Annotated in this window: 13 protein-coding genes; 6 read left to right on the top strand and 7 right to left on the bottom strand. The window is 74.2% G+C overall.

Going from position 1 to position 14363, the window contains the following annotated elements; genetic code table 11:
* Positions 1-17: 17 nt before the first annotated feature.
* The 4 genes from ACN267_RS20515 to ACN267_RS20500 form a co-directional block, all read right to left on the bottom strand.
* Positions 18-674: a 4'-phosphopantetheinyl transferase family protein gene (locus ACN267_RS20515; RefSeq protein WP_204961931.1), complete on the bottom strand. Its 657-nt coding sequence runs from the start codon at positions 672-674 to the stop codon at positions 18-20.
* Positions 675-837: 163 nt separating this feature from the next.
* Positions 838-1617 (bottom strand): peptidase, encoded by a 780-nt coding sequence (locus ACN267_RS20510; protein ID WP_421490460.1) that lies wholly within the window; start codon positions 1615-1617, stop codon positions 838-840.
* Complete coding sequence (locus ACN267_RS20505) at positions 1617-2900, bottom strand: VWA domain-containing protein (RefSeq protein WP_204961932.1); 1284 nt, start codon at positions 2898-2900, stop codon at positions 1617-1619. Before ACN267_RS20505 ends, ACN267_RS20510 begins: the two co-directional genes overlap by 1 nt.
* A 588-nt stretch (positions 2901-3488) precedes the next feature.
* A complete protein-coding gene (locus tag ACN267_RS20500) occupies positions 3489-5270 on the bottom strand; it encodes a dolichyl-phosphate-mannose--protein mannosyltransferase (RefSeq protein ID WP_308447878.1) in 1782 nt (593 codons plus the stop codon).
* Positions 5271-5362: 92 nt separating this feature from the next.
* Between ACN267_RS20500 and rsmI the strand changes: the two genes are divergently transcribed.
* Positions 5363-6202: a 16S rRNA (cytidine(1402)-2'-O)-methyltransferase gene (gene rsmI, locus ACN267_RS20495; protein WP_421489379.1), complete on the top strand. Its 840-nt coding sequence runs from the start codon at positions 5363-5365 to the stop codon at positions 6200-6202.
* Between the two features lie 13 nt (positions 6203-6215).
* Here the strand turns inward: rsmI and ACN267_RS20490 are convergent, their stop codons facing one another.
* Positions 6216-7088 (bottom strand): hypothetical protein, encoded by an 873-nt coding sequence (locus tag ACN267_RS20490; RefSeq protein ID WP_421489378.1) that lies wholly within the window; start codon positions 7086-7088, stop codon positions 6216-6218.
* Positions 7089-7231: 143 nt separating this feature from the next.
* On the opposite strand from ACN267_RS20490, the gene metG reads away from it, so the two are divergent.
* Positions 7232-9034 carry a methionine--tRNA ligase gene (gene metG / locus ACN267_RS20485; protein WP_204961935.1) on the top strand — a complete coding sequence of 601 codons (1803 nt, stop codon included), beginning with the start codon at positions 7232-7234 and terminating at the stop codon, positions 9032-9034.
* Positions 9035-9085: 51 nt separating this feature from the next.
* Here the strand turns inward: metG and ACN267_RS20480 are convergent, their stop codons facing one another.
* Positions 9086-9937, bottom strand: coding sequence for an alpha/beta fold hydrolase (locus ACN267_RS20480; RefSeq protein ID WP_204961936.1), 852 nt, complete (start codon positions 9935-9937; stop codon positions 9086-9088).
* A gap of 65 nt (positions 9938-10002) precedes the next feature.
* Positions 10003-11247 (bottom strand): hypothetical protein, encoded by a 1245-nt coding sequence (locus tag ACN267_RS20475; protein WP_281900667.1) that lies wholly within the window; start codon positions 11245-11247, stop codon positions 10003-10005.
* A gap of 108 nt (positions 11248-11355) precedes the next feature.
* Between ACN267_RS20475 and ACN267_RS20470 the strand changes: the two genes are divergently transcribed.
* The 4 genes from ACN267_RS20470 to ACN267_RS20455 are packed head-to-tail and all read left to right on the top strand — an operon-like array spanning position 11356 to position 14257.
* A complete protein-coding gene (locus ACN267_RS20470; protein WP_204961938.1) occupies positions 11356-12255 on the top strand; it encodes a TatD family hydrolase in 900 nt (299 codons plus the stop codon).
* A gap of 32 nt (positions 12256-12287) precedes the next feature.
* Positions 12288-13157, top strand: a complete 870-nt coding sequence (gene rsmA / locus ACN267_RS20465; RefSeq protein ID WP_421489377.1) for a 16S rRNA (adenine(1518)-N(6)/adenine(1519)-N(6))-dimethyltransferase RsmA — start codon at positions 12288-12290, stop codon at positions 13155-13157.
* Positions 13158-13166: 9 nt separating this feature from the next.
* The gene (locus ACN267_RS20460) at positions 13167-13307 is read left to right on the top strand and encodes a hypothetical protein (RefSeq protein WP_204961940.1); all 141 of its coding nucleotides are present in this window, start codon (positions 13167-13169) and stop codon (positions 13305-13307) included.
* The gene (locus tag ACN267_RS20455) at positions 13304-14257 is read left to right on the top strand and encodes a 4-(cytidine 5'-diphospho)-2-C-methyl-D-erythritol kinase (RefSeq protein WP_204961941.1); all 954 of its coding nucleotides are present in this window, start codon (positions 13304-13306) and stop codon (positions 14255-14257) included. The genes ACN267_RS20460 and ACN267_RS20455 overlap by 4 nt, the downstream gene beginning before the upstream one ends.
* Positions 14258-14363 lie beyond the last annotated feature (106 nt).

Below are 14363 nucleotides of genomic sequence, written 5' to 3'. Positions count from 1 at the left end.
CTGGGCGGCGGCAACGGTCAGGGCAGGTGCAGCACGGCTGCGGTGCGGACCAGGTCGTCCTCGACCGCGAACCGGCCGGTGACCACGGTGGGCGGGTCCGCCACGGTGGCCGCCGAGACCCGGGCCGGGTCGATCCGGGCGGTGAACACCCCTGCGTCCGGGTCCAGGTCGACGCTGGCGTCCAGGAAGTCCAACCAGGAGCCCACCACCGGATGCCAGACCTTGTAGACGGTCTCCTTGGCGCTGAACACCACGATCGGCCAGTTCACCCCGCCGGGGAGCCGGGCCAGCCGGTCCTCCTCCTCGGGGTGCAGGATCATCCGGCGTACCCCCGGGTTGAGGTCGCGTTGCCGTTCGGCGTCCATGCCGACCGCGCGCAGGTCGGCGCGGCGGGCGACCGCGGCGGCGCAGTAGTCCCGGGTGTGCGTGATGGTGCCGACCAGCCCGTCCGGCCAGACCGGTGCCCGGTTCGGTGCGGCGGGGACCGGTGTGGCCGGCAGGCCGAGGGCGGTCATCGCCCGCCGGGCGCAGACCCGACCGGCGGTGAAGTCCCGCCGTCGGCGCTCCACCGCCCGCTCGCCCAGCCCGGCCCGTTCCTCCGGGAGCAGCTCACCGACCCAGTCGGCGGTCCCGGCGACCGCCACCGAGACGGCCGCCGGCAGCAGGTCACGCATCAACCCACCCCTTTCCGGTACGACCACGCCCGGTCCGCCCGGCGCGCGCAACGGCCATGGCTGGTGAACGTACCGCAAGCGGGCGACACCGCAGGGCCCCCCGGCGGCCCGGTCCCGTCCGGCGCGGCGGTGGCCACGCCGAGGGGACCGGGCACCGGGTGGGTCAGGGGCGGCGGGGCCGGCGGGTCAGCGCGAAACCGACCACCCCGGCGACGGCGGCGAGTGCGCCACCGACGGTGCTCCACGCCCAGCGTGAGCCGAGCGCGGGCAGCCAGTCGCCGTCGAACCAGTCGTCGTCGGCCTCGGCGGGGGCCGCCGCCGGGTCGCCGGTCAGCACCGTGCCGGCCCTGGTGTTCGGCACCAGCGGCGCCTTCAGCTCACCGTCGTCGCGGGAGCCCTCGCCCGCTGCCGAGAGCAGCAGTTCCACGTCGACCGGCTGGCCCAGGTCGGGTTCGGGCAGGTCGGTCACCGACAGCCGGACGTAGTAGGTGCCGGGCAGCGGGTCGGCCGACCAGGGCTCCGCCCAGGAGCGCACCTGCCGCAGCGTGCAGCCCAGCGCCACGCTGCCCGCCGAGGCGGCCACCGTCGGGGTCTGCGCCCCGGCCGTGCACGCCTGCCGGCGGCGCAGCCCGTCGAACACCTCGACCGTCCAGGTGGACGCGCCGGTGCGGGCCTTGGGCAGCGACACCGTCGCGGTGATCTCGTGCCGTTGCCCGGCCGAGGCGGGGAACGACCAGTACAGGAAGTCACCTGTGGAGGCGTCGACCCGGACCGGTTGGCCGGCGGTGATGCCGGTGGCGGTCAGGAACGACGTCCCGGCCCGGGTGACCGGGGTGGCCCCGGGGGAGGGGGTGGGCGCGGCCGTGGCCGGGGCCGGGGCGGCGAGCAGGGTCAGGCCGGCGGCGGCCAGCGCCGCACCGCCCCGGATGATCGGGGTACGCATCAGTTCGTCCTCCACGTCGCCACCCACCAGCGGGTGAGCAGTCCGACGACCAGGCCGGTGACCAGGCCGGCCAGGGTGAGCAGGAGCAGCAGCACCCAGCCGCGCCCCAGGTCCGGCGCGGCCGGTGCCGGTGACGAGGCGACCACGTCGATGGTCAGCTCGACCGGCATGCCGGGTTCGGCCCGGGTTCCCGGACGCGGCGCGAAGGCGTTGCTGACCACCAGGCAGACCGTGGTGGCCGGCACCGGCGCGTCGGTGGCCGACGGGCTCGGCGAGGCCCCGTCGTCCTCCGTCGGCGACCAGCGCAGCCCCGCCGACACCACGTCGGTACGGCCGCTGCCGGCGTCGACGCCCCGGACCAGTTCCCGCCCGTCGGTGGCGGTGGCCCGCAGCAGCACCGCGTGGTCGGGGTTCACCGGGCGGTCCAGCGCCACGCTGACCGAGGCCCGCAACTCCTGGCCCGGCCGGACCGGCACCCGGTACCACCGGTGCTCGGAGAACGCCTCCCGGTCGGCGTAGACGCCGGGGGCGAGCAGCGGCGCGTCCGCGCACGCGCCCCGGCCGGTGACGACGGTGGGGGCGGCGGTGTAGGTGTCCTTCGCCCGTTCGACGAGCTGCTTGATCCGGCCGGTCAGCTCGTCGGCGCTCTGTGCCGCCGTGTAGGTGCCGCCGGTGGCGGTGGCGATGCAGAGCAGTTGCTTGCGGACCTTGGCGTCCGGGGCCAGGCCGAGCGTGTCGACCACCAGTTTGGTGCCCTGCGCGGCCAGTTCCCGGGCCACCTCGCACGGGTCGGGTGGGGCGCAGGTGTCCTCGCCGTCGGTGATCAGCACGATCCGGCGGGCGGTCGTGCCGGTGCCGAGGTCCCGGGCGGCGGACCGCAGGGCCAGCCCGACCGGGGTGAAGCCGGTCGGGCGCAGCGTGGCCACGGCCGCCTTGGCCGCCGTGCGGTCCACCGGCCCGACCGGCACGATCTGCTGGGTGTCCAGGCAGCCCTGTTTCTTGTCCTCGCCCCGGTAGGTCGCGCCGAGCACCCGGATGCCGAGCTGGGTCTCCTCGGGCAGCGCGTCGACCACCTCGTTGAACGCCTGCTGGGCGACCGAGATCCGGCTGCGTCCGTCGATGTCGTTGGCCCGCATCGAACCGCTCACGTCGAGCACCAGCTCGACCTTGGGCGGCTCGGTGGGCTCCTCGCCTTCGGCGCGTGCGGGTGCGGGGCCGGTCAGCGTGGTCGCCGCCAACACTCCGATCAGGACGGCCGTTGATCGTCGTCTCGTGTTGATCACCGGGCGAAGTGTAGTGAGATCCACAGTGGAGATTCATCGGGGTGCGCGGCACGGCGCGAGTCTCGACGACGGGATTCCACGACAGGTGGGGCCGGTGGGGCGGCGGGAGCGCGGGTGGTCGCTCGGGCCCGGCTCGATGACCGTCCGTTAGATGCTAGATGTAAACCATTTGCCACGCGACGCATCGGTCGGAAATCTGACCCAAGTCGACCCGTTGTGCCGGTGGCACAACGTGGTTAAGCTCTCCTTGCGCGCCCCAATCGCCCGCTTCCCCCGTGGCAGGCGATCGGGGCGCGCCCTTTTGTTCCGGCACACTCATGGGACACCTCCCGGCGTCGTCGGTCCCCACCGCCCCCGGTCGGGCCCGTGCCCCGGCGGCGCGGCACGGGTGAATCCCCGCCGGCGTCGCTCCCGCGCCCCGCGCCGTGTCGTGCCCGCAACCCGCGTCACGTCCACTGGGGAGCCGCGACGGGCGGTGGAGGTGGGTGCGGGCGGGTGCCCCACAAGAAATCCGCCCCACCGTCCCTGCCGGCCGGGCTCGGGACCCGGGCGGCAGGGACGGTGGGGCGGGAAGCGGATGCGGGCCGGTCAGATCCAGCGGCCGTCCAGCCACATCCGGGCGGACCAGTCGTCATACGGCAGGATGTTGCCCACGAAGATCGGGTAGAAGTAGGCGAAACAGAGCGCCACCAGCAGCACGTACGCGCCGACGATGACCCCGCCGACCAGTCGCCGGTCGGCCAGCTGCTCCGCCGCCGCCGCGTCAGCCTCCGCGACGACCACGACGGCCTTCGGCTCGGCCGGCTCGCCGGTGTCGGGTGTGGTGCCGTCGCGCGCCGTGCCGTCCGGTGCGGTGCCGGTCCGACCGGCCGGGGCGGCACGCTCGGGCACGGTGGGGGTGGCGATCGCGCCGAGCACGTACACCACGCACAGCACCAGGAACGGCAGCGCCGGGGCGGCGTAGAAGGAGAACATCGTCCGGCCGTCGAGGGCGTACCAGAACCAGGGCAGCAGGCCGGCGGCCACGGCCACCAGGAACGCCCCGGCCCGCCAGTCGCGGCGCGCGATGCCGAGCCAGAGTGTGGCGGCCAGGGCCGGCAGGAACGACCACCAGAGCAGCGGCGTGCCCAGCAGCAGGATCTCCGACGCGCAGGTGGGTGCGCCGCACGCGCCGTCGCCGGACCAGTGGAACGCCACCGGCCGGCCGAGCAGCAACCACTGCCACGGCCAGGACTGGTACTTGTGCGCGGTCTCCAGGCCGGTATGGAACTCGAACGCCGCCTTGTGGTACTGGAACAGGTTGGTCAGCGCGCCGATGACCGGGGTGTCGCTGAGCCCCGGCACGTTCGGGTACCTGGACGCGAGCCGGTAGTAGCCCTGGTCGGAGAGCAGCCACCCCGACCAGGTGGCCAGGTAGGTGCCGACCACCAGCAGCCCGGCGAGCACCAGCCAGGGCAGCTCGTCCAGGAGCGCGTCGCGCCACGGCCGGCGGACCCCGACCGACCGGCGCAGACCGACCTCCCAGAGCAGGACCAGCAGCCCGAAGGCCGGTACGAACCAGATCGCGCTCCACTTCACCGCGCACGCGCAGCCGAGCAGCACCCCGGCGAGCAGCCGCCACCAGGGCCAGTTCCGCCAGCCACCGGCGGGGCGGCCGGCCCGGCCGGGTGCGGTCGGGTCGAGGCCGGCGTCCAACGCGCGGGCCCAGCGCCGTCGGCGGGCGTCCCGGTCGAGCACCAGTGCGCCGAAGGCGGCCAGGATGAACAGCGGCAGGAAGATGTCGAGCAGCGCGGTGCGGGAGAGCACCAGGTGGAAGCCGTCCAGGGCGAGCAGCAGGCCGGCGGCGCAGCCGAGCGTGGTGGAGCGGAACAGCCGGCGGGCGATCCGGGTGATCATCAGCACCGTGAGGATGCCGGCGATCGCCGAGCCGATCCGCCAGCCGAACTCCGGGGCGGTGGTCATCAGGTGGCCCGGCACGGAGATGTTGGTCTCCGCGTCCTGGTAGCCGAAGGCCCACTCGCCGAGCCCGATCAGCCACTTGCCCAGCGGCGGGTGGACCACGTACGACGGGCCGTTGTCCTTGTAGTTCCACTCGACGCCCTTGTCGATCAGGCCGTAGCCGTCGCGGGCGTAGTAGATCTCGTCGAAGATCTTGCCCTTGGGGCTGCTCAGCCCGAGCAGCCGCAGGACGGCGGCGATCGTCACCACGACGGCGGTGGCGATCCACGAGTTCACGTCGAGCCGGGACTCGACGGTGGCGAGTCGTCGCCTGACGATCGCCGGCACGCCGCCCCCTCCGGCCTCGGGAGGGGGTGCCTCCGGGTCGGTCCGGTCCGCGCTCGCACTCTGTGCTGTCGACGCACTCGTCACCCGGCGATCGTAGGCTGCGAAGGTGCCCGGTGGCGCCCGTCGTCCCCGAGATTGGTACGAGTATCGATGAAGGAGCGCGTCACGTGGGTGAAATGTCCGAGATCGGGCGCCTGATTCTGCTCGGCGCGCCGCTGGGCAACCCCGCCGACGCGTCCCCCCGGCTGCGCGACGTCCTCACCACCGCCGACGTGGTCGCCGCCGAGGACACCCGCCGGCTCGCCCGGCTCGCCCGCGACCTCGACGTCACCGTGGCGGGGCGGATCGTCTCCTACTTCGAGGGCAACGAGGAACGGCGCACCCCCGAACTGGTCGACGTGCTCCGGGAGGGACACCTGGTCGCGCTGGTCACCGACGGGGGCATGCCCAGCGTCTCCGACCCCGGGTACCGGCTGGTCACCGCCGCTCTCGACGCCGGGGTGCCGGTCACCGCCGCGCCCGGCCCGAGCGCCGTCACCACCGCCCTGGCCCTGTCCGGGCTGCCCTGCGACCGGTTCTGCTTCGAGGGGTTCCTGCCCCGCTCACCCGGCGGCCGGCGGGCCCGGCTGCGGGCCCTGGCCACCGAACCCCGCACCCTCGTCTTCTTCGAGGCCCCGCACCGGATCGCCGCCGCGTTGGCCGACCTGGCCACCGCGTTCGACGCCGACCGGCCGGCCGCGCTGTGCCGGGAGCTAACCAAGACCTACGAGGAGGTCGTCCGCCGGCCGCTCGGCGAACTGGCCGAATGGGCCGCCCGGGAGGAACCGCGCGGCGAGATCACCCTCGTCGTCGCGGGAGCGCCGCAGACCCCCGCCGAACGCCCCGACGACGACACCCTGCGGGCCCAGGTGGCCGACCGGGAGGCCGCCGGCATGTCCCGCCGGGACGCGATCAGCGACGTCGCCACCGGGTACGGGCTGCGCCGCCGGGACGTCTACGCCGTCGTGCACCGCTGAGCGGCGTCGGCGCTCACCAGGCGGCGACCAGGAAGCCCAGGGTGATCAGCACCGGTCCGGCGTAGCCGCCGCCGGTGGCCCAGCGGCGCTGCCGGGGGTCGGCCAGCCGGGTCGCCCCGGTCCACCTGACGATCCCGGCCGTGCAGCCGGCCACCGCCAGCAGGCCGAGCAGCCAGCGCAGGTGTCGGCCCACCCCGGTGTCGGCGTACGCGGTATCCGCGTCCGGCCCGGTCACCCGCGCCGGCAGGGTCGAGCCGGCGGCGGTGCGCTCGGCCGGGACCCCGCTGACCCGTACCCCGTGGGTGCGGAACCGCTCGTCGGCGGCGGTGAAGATGCCCCGGCAGCGCTGGGTCAACCCGCCGCCCGAGCAGTCGGTGACCACCACCGTGCCCGCCGTGGAGTGCCCGACGGCCAACCAGAGCGGCCCCGCGCTCACCCAGGCGAAGAACGCCGCGACCAGGCTCAACGCCAGCAGCACGGCGAGTCCCCGGATCGGGTCCGGGGCGGTCGGGGCACGGGTCGGGCGACGTCGGCGGGGGGTCCGCAGCCGCTGCTTCGGCTCCTTGCGCAGCGGGGTGCCGTCCCAGTGCACCTGTTCGATGGGCGCCCAGAAGAACCCGTCGTCGTCCGGTTTCTCCCCGTCCCGCCGGTGGGCCCGCGGCTGGCGGACCGGCACCCGCCGGGGCAGCGCGTCGACCGGCGCGCCGGTGGTCGGCTCGACCTCCACGGTCGTGTCGTCCGGGCCGGGGCCGGGGCCGGGTCGGGGCTGCGGCGCGACGGCCGAACCGCGCGCCACCGGGCCGTCCCCGGGACCGGGACGCGGTGGCCGCCGGGTGCCCGCCGTCGACTCGTCGTGCCCCGATCGTCTACCCGTCACGTCAGCCATTGGACACCGGGTTGCGGTCGGTGTCCGTCAGCTGACTCCGCGTGTCGTTGGGCAATTCCCGCGGACGGCGATTCGACGCCCGCGTGGCGCGGTGCCCCTATTGGTTCGCCGGCCGCCGACCCGGGTCACTAGGCTTGCTGGTCATGAGTCACGTTCTCGCCGCGGTCGCCTGGCCCTACGCCAACGGTCCGCGCCACATCGGCCACGTGTCCGGCTTCGGCGTACCCTCCGACGTCTTCGCCCGGTACATGCGGATGGCCGGTCACGACGTGCTCATGGTCTCCGGCACCGACGAGCACGGCACCCCGATCCAGGTGCAGGCCGACGCCGAGGGGGTCACCCCCCGCGAGCTGGCCGACCGGTACAACCGGGTGATCGCCGAGGACCTGCTGGCGCTGGGCCTGTCGTACGACCTGTTCACCCGCACCACCACCCGCAACCACTACGCGGTGGTGCAGGAGCTGTTCACCGGGCTGCACCGCAACGGCTACATCGTCCCCAGGGTCACCACCGGGGCGATCTCCCCGTCCACCGGGCGGACCCTGCCCGACCGCTACATCGAGGGCACCTGCCCGATCTGCGGCTACGACAGCGCCCGCGGCGACCAGTGCGACAACTGCGGCAACCAGCTCGACCCGATCGACCTGATCAACCCCAAGTCCAAGATCAACGGCGAGACGCCGGAGTTCGTGGAGACCGAGCACTTCTTCCTCGACCTGCCCGCCCTCGCCGACGCGCTGCGCCAGTGGCTCGACACCCGCGAGGGCTGGCGGCCCAACGTGCTGCGCTTCTCCCGCAACCTGCTCGACGACCTCCAGCCCCGGGCCATCACCCGGGACCTCGAATGGGGCGTGCCGATCCCGTTGGAGGGCTGGCAGGACCGCGGCGACAAGCGGATCTACGTCTGGTTCGACGCGGTGATCGGCTACCTCTCCGCGTCCATCGAGTGGGCCCGGCGCACCGGCGACCCGGACGCCTGGCGCAGGTGGTGGTCGGCCGACGGGCAGGGCAAGGACTCCCCGGGCTACTACTTCATGGGCAAGGACAACATCGTCTTCCACTCGGTGATCTGGCCGGCCCTGCTCGGCGGCTACTCCGGGGCGGGCAGCCGCGACGGCCAGCCCGGCGACCTCGGCCGGCTCAACCTGCCCACCGAGGTCGTCTCCAGCGAGTACCTGACCATGGAGGGACGCAAGTTCTCCTCCTCCCGCAAGGTGGTCATCTACGTCCGGGACTTCCTGGAGCGCTACGACGCCGACGCGCTGCGCTACTTCATCGCCGTCGCCGGCCCGGAGAGCAACGACACCGACTTCACCTGGGCCGAGTTCCTCCGCCGCAACAACGACGAACTCGTCGCCGGCTGGGGCAACCTGGTCAACCGGTCGGTCTCCATGGCGGCGAAGAACTTCGGCGCGATCCCCCCGGTCGACCCGGCCGGGCTCACCGAGGCCGACGAGGCGCTGCTCGCGGTGGCCCGCGCCGGCTTCGCCACGGTCGGCGACCTGATCGCCCGGCACCGGCAGAAGCAGGCCATCGGCGAGGCGATGAAGGTCGTCGCCGAGGCCAACAAATACCTGTCCGAGCAGGCCCCGTGGAAGCTCAAGGCCGAGGCCGACAAGCCCCGGATGGGCACCATCCTGCACGTCGCCCTCCAGGTGGTCAGCGACGCCAACACCCTGCTCACCCCGTTCCTGCCGCACTCCGCGCAGCAGATCCACGAACTGCTCGGCGGCACCGGCGTACACGCCCCGATGCCGGTCCTCGAAGAGGTCGACGACCTCGACGGCGGGCCGGGCTACCCGGTGCTGACCGGTGACTACACCGTCGGCGCGCGCTGGGAGTCCGTACCGCTGCCGGCCGGCCGGCCGCTCGCCGCGCCGAAACCGGTCTTCCGCAAGCTCGACCCGTCGATCGTCGACGAGGAACTCGCCCGGCTGGAGAGCTGACCGGCCGGGCGCCGGCCCCGGGGCAACCCCCGGGGCCGGCGCGGCACGACGTCAGGCGCGGGCCATCGCCGGTGCGCCGATGAACTCCATCAGCGCCCGGTTCACCTCGGTCGGGTGCGTCCACGGGATACCGTGCGGCGCCCCCTTCAGGGTGACCAGCGTCCCGTTGGGCAGCATCGACGCCAACCGCTGACCCGTCTTCGGGAACGGCAGCACGTTGTCCTTGTCGCCCTGGATGATCAGCACCGGGACGTCCATGTTCGGCACGTCGCCCCGGAAGTCGGTCTGCCAGGCGTCCACCGAGTCGTGGGTGCCCTTCGCCGACGCCTGCGCGCCGATCTGCCAGTGCGCCCGGTACGCCTCCTCGCTGACCCACTTGCCCTTGTTCTCGCTGTAGTTGAAGAACGCGTCGCAGAACTGGGTCAGGTAGGCGAACCGGTCCGCCAGGATCGCCTGCTGGAACCCCTCGAAGAGGCTCTTCTCGACGCCCTCCGGGTTGTCCTGCGTCTGCAACAGGTACGGCGCCAGCGGGGCCATCAGCACCGCCCGGTCCACCCGGCTCGACCCGTACGTGCCGAGGTAACGGGTCACCTCACCGGTACCCATCGAGTGGCCCACCAGGATCGTGTTGCGCAGGTCCAACTCGGTCATCAGCACGTCGAGGTCGGCGGCGAAGGTGTCGTAGTCGTAACCCATGGCCGGCTGGGCCGAACTGCCGAAGCCCCGCCGGTCGTAGGTGATCACCCGGTACCCGGCCGCGAGCAGCGGACCCGACATCTTCTCCCAGGTCGCCCCGTTGAACGGGAAGCCGTGGATCAGCACGATCGGCTGACCCTGCCCGTGATCCTCGTAGTACAGGTCGATGGGGGCGGAGTTCTCCGTACCCACGGTGATGAAGGGCATGCTCTTCTCCTGATCCGTCGGTGTCGGACGACCCGCGCTTTCCCCGGCCCGCCGCCGTCATGCCTTCACAGCACGTACGGCAGATCCACCACCCGGTCGTCGGTCACCTCGGCGGCCGGTGCCCACGTCTCGTACACGCCCCGTTCGTGGCACTGTGCCCCGGTGGCGACCACCGCGTCCGGATCGGGCTGCCGCAGGCGCAACCGCAGCCAGCCCGCCTCCTCCCGGAGCACCAGGCACGCCACGCCCCGCCACCGGGCGTGCCGCAGCCGCCGGCTGACCGACTCCACCGGATAGCGGGCCGCCCGGGTCATCGCCAGCACCCGGAACCCGCCCGGCAGGTCCGCCACCGCCTCGTACTCGCCGCCGGCCAACCCGCCGACCAGCTGCGTCGACCGCGGCACCTCGCCGGTCGGCACGTACTCCTGGTCGGGGGAGAGCCCCGGCACCGCCGCCAGCAGGTGCCGCCACTGCGGCCCCACCATCCGCAACCAGCCCCGCTGCTCCGCCTGGTAGCTGTAGAGCACCACCTCGACCCCCTCGGCGGGGTACGCCAGCAGGCTGGCGTTGGCGGGCATCGGCAGGTCGGCGAAGTCCCGGGTGACGAACTCCGGGATCAACTGCGCCGAACTCGGCACGAACCCCGTGCCCAGCACCGGCGGGCCGAGCCGGTCCCGGGGCGGCAACTCCAGCAGGCCCCGGTGCGCTTCGCCGACCGGCACGCCGTAGTCACCCGGGTCGGCGGCCCGCCAGCGCAACGCGTACCCGACGTCGGTGCCGTCGCCGCTGGTGCCGTCACCGCGCAGCACCGCCAGCGCGGCCGGCGTACGCAGGTGCGCCACGTCGTACTCGCGGTAGCAGAACCCGTGCGGCAGCCACCCCCGCACGTACCCGGCGAGCTGCCGGGCGGAGAGCACCTTGACCATCCGGGTGCCCCGCCGCAGCACCGCCGAGGCGCGCACCGCGGCCAGCGTCGGATCGCCGGCCGCCGTCGGCTGCTGGCTGAGCTGGTGCACGTACGACCAGCCCCGGTCGCGGTGCACCGGCATCAGCAGCGCCGCCTCCGGCTCCTCGACCGGCGGGGTGCCCCCACGCACCTCGGTGACCTCGGTCACGTGCACGAACCGCCGCCACGGCCAACTGACGCCCGGCCGGGGCGCCCACTCGAAGCCGGGTGCCTCCTCGGCGCTGAACAGCTCGTAGGCCGCGCCCCGGGCCAGTTCCTCGGCCGGGTGGACCACCCCGCCGTACGTCACGCGCAACCCGGTCCGCTCGAAGGCCGCGCCGTCGGCCCGGTCGGTGACGCTCATCCCGGCGAGACTAGGCCGGCCAGATTCCGCCCCGGTGAACGTCCGGTGGCCGCCCGGGAACAGCCCACACCCGCACGGGTCGGTGCCGTCGGTGACCCCCGGTGTGTGATGCTGGCCGCGATGACCGAACGGACCGAATCCCGCAAGCAGCGTGCCGCCCGCCGGGCCGGCGAGTTCCCGCCCGCCCCGCCGCCGCTGCCCCGTCCCGTGCTGGACAGCCACACCCACCTCGACATCACCGTCAGCGAGGCCGGCGTGCCCGGCGGGGGCGACGCCGCCGACCCGGTGGCCGCCGTGGTCGAGCTGGCCGCCACCGTCGGCGTGGACCGACTGGTGCAGGTCGGCGTGGACGTCGACTCGTCCCGTTGGGGTGCCGACGTCGCCGACCGGTACCCGGCGGTGCTCGCCACCGTGGCGCTGCACCCCAACGAGGCCCCCCGGCTGGCCGACCTGGACGCCGCGCTGCGCGAGATCGAGACGCTGGCCGCCCGGGACCGGGTCCGGGGCGTCGGCGAGACCGGGATGGACTTCTTCCGCACCGGCGACGACGGCCGGGCCGCCCAGGAGGAGAGCTTCCGCGCCCACATCGCCATCGCCAAGCGGTACGGCAAGGCACTGGTCATCCACGACCGGGACGCCCACGCCGACGTGCTGCGCATCCTCGACGACGAGGGCGCCCCGGACACGGTGGTGCTGCACTGCTTCTCCGGCGACGCCGACTTCGCCCGCGAGTGCGTGCGCCGGGGCCACCTGCTCAGCTTCGCCGGCACGGTCACCTTCGGCAGCGCCGCCGCGCTGCGCGAGGCCGCCGCGCTCACCCCGATCGACCAGCTCCTCGTCGAGACCGACGCGCCCTACCTGACGCCGATGCCGCACCGGGGACGGCCCAACGCGTCGTACCTGATCCCGCTGACGGTCCGGTCGCTGGCCGAGACCACCGGGTTCGACCTCGACGAGCTGTGCGCCGCCATCTCCGCCACCGGCGACCGGGCCTTCGGGCCGTGGTGACCGGCCCGGACCCCGCAGCTACGCTGCGGGGCGTGACCGGCCTGCTCGGCCCGGCGGAGATCCGGGAACTCGCCGCGCGTCTCGGCGTCAACCCGACCAAGAAGCTCGGCCAGAACTTCGTGCACGACCCGAACACCGTCCGCCGGATCGTCACCGCCGCCGGGCTCACCGGAGACGACGTGGCGCTGGAGGTCGGCCCCGGGCTCGGCTCGCTCACCCTGGCCCTGCTGCCGGCCGCCGCGCACCTGCACGCGGTGGAGATCGACCCGGTGCTGGCCGGCGCGCTGCCGCAGACCGCCGCCGCCCACGCCGGCCCGGACGCCGCCCGGCTCACCGTGCACCGGGCCGACGCGCTGCGGATCACCGCCGCCGACCTGGCCGACCCGCCGCCCACCGCGCTGGTGGCGAACCTGCCCTACAACGTGGCCGTGCCGGTGGTGCTGCACCTGCTCGCCGAGCTGCCCACCCTGCGGCACGGCCTGGTGATGGTGCAGAAGGAGGTCGCCGACCGGCTGGTCGCCGGTCCCGGTTCCAAGGTGTACGGCATCCCGTCGGTCAAGCTCGCCTGGTACGCCCGTTCCCGCTCCGCCGGCCGGGTGCCACCGAACGTGTTCTGGCCGGTGCCGAACGTCGACTCCGGACTGGTCGCCTTCACCCGCCGCGAACCGCCCCGCGACGACGTGCCCCGGCAGGCGGTCTTCGCCGTCGTCGACGCCGCGTTCGCCCAGCGCCGCAAGACCCTGCGGGCCGCCCTGGCCGGCTGGGCGGGTGGCCCCGACCGGGCCGCCGCGGCGCTCACCGCCGCCGGGGTCGACCCGGGCGCACGCGGGGAGTCACTCACCGTGGAGCAGTTCGCCGCGATCGCCGCGTCGGCTCCGACCGTCGCCACCACCGCGCAGTAGGCTGACGGCGTGCCCGCCGAGGGACACGCCGCACCTGCGCGTACGACCTGGTTGCCGGCCGGTACGCCGCCGGCCGCCGACGCCGCCGAGGAGCTGATCGTGGAGATGCCGTTCGACATCCGCCCGTGCCGGTGGGACGTCCCCCGGTGACCGAGGCCTGGCGACCGGACGACGATGACGACCAGCGTCGGGGCAGCAGCGGCCCGGTGCGGGTCCGGGTCCCCGCGAAGGTCAACCTGCACCTCGGGGTGGGCCCGTTGCGCCGGGACGGCTACCACGAGCTGAACACCGTCTACCACGCGATCTCGATCTACGACGAGTTGACCGCCCGCCGGGGCGACACCCTCACCCTCACCATGGAGGGCGAGGGTGCCGGCGAGCTGGCCCTGGACGACTCCAACCTGGCCATCCGCGCCGCCCACGCGCTCGCCGGCTACGCCGGGGTGCCGCCGCACGCCCGGCTGCACCTGCGCAAGCAGATCCCGCTCGCCGGCGGGTTGGCCGGCGGCAGCGCCGACGCCGCCGCCGCGCTGGTCGCCTGCGACGCCCTGTGGGGCACCGGGCTGTCCCGCGACGAACTGGCCGGGATCGCCGCCGACCTCGGCTCCGACGTGCCGTTCCTGATCCACGGTGGCACCGCGCTGGGCACCGGCCGGGGCGAGGCGGTCAGCCCGGTGCTGGCCCGCCCCACCTCCTGGCACTGGGTGGTGGCCGTCGCCGACGGCGGCCTGTCCACCCCCGCCGCCTACCGGGAACTCGACCGGCTGCGTGCCGCCGGCACCGCCGGCACCCCGCTGGGCAGCACCGACGGCCTGCTCGGCGCGCTGCGCCAACGCGACCCCCGGGTGCTCGCCGGCTGCCTCGGCAACGACCTGCAGGACGCCGCCCTGTCGATGCGTCCGGCCCTGGCCGACACGTTGAAGGCGGGGGAGGCGGCCGGGGCGCTCGCCGGGATCGTCTCCGGCTCCGGCCCGACCTGTGTCTTCCTCGCCCGTGACGCCGCCGACGCGCAGCGGATCGCCACCGAGGTGCAGGCCGCCGAGGTGTGCCGGGAGACCCGGGTCGCCCACGGCCCGGTGCCCGGCGCCCGCGTCGGCTGAGCCTCCCCGGGACCGAGATCGACTCCCGTGGGCCGGGGTTGCGGTATCCGGCGACCGGGAACCCGCACCATCGGCCCCGATGAGGTGATCATCGTGCCCCGACCTG

This window comes from Micromonospora sp. WMMD734, assembly GCF_049178975.1.
GTDB lineage: Bacteria > Actinomycetota > Actinomycetes > Mycobacteriales > Micromonosporaceae > Micromonospora > Micromonospora wenchangensis.
This window is presented reverse-complemented; position numbering and strand designations above follow the sequence as displayed.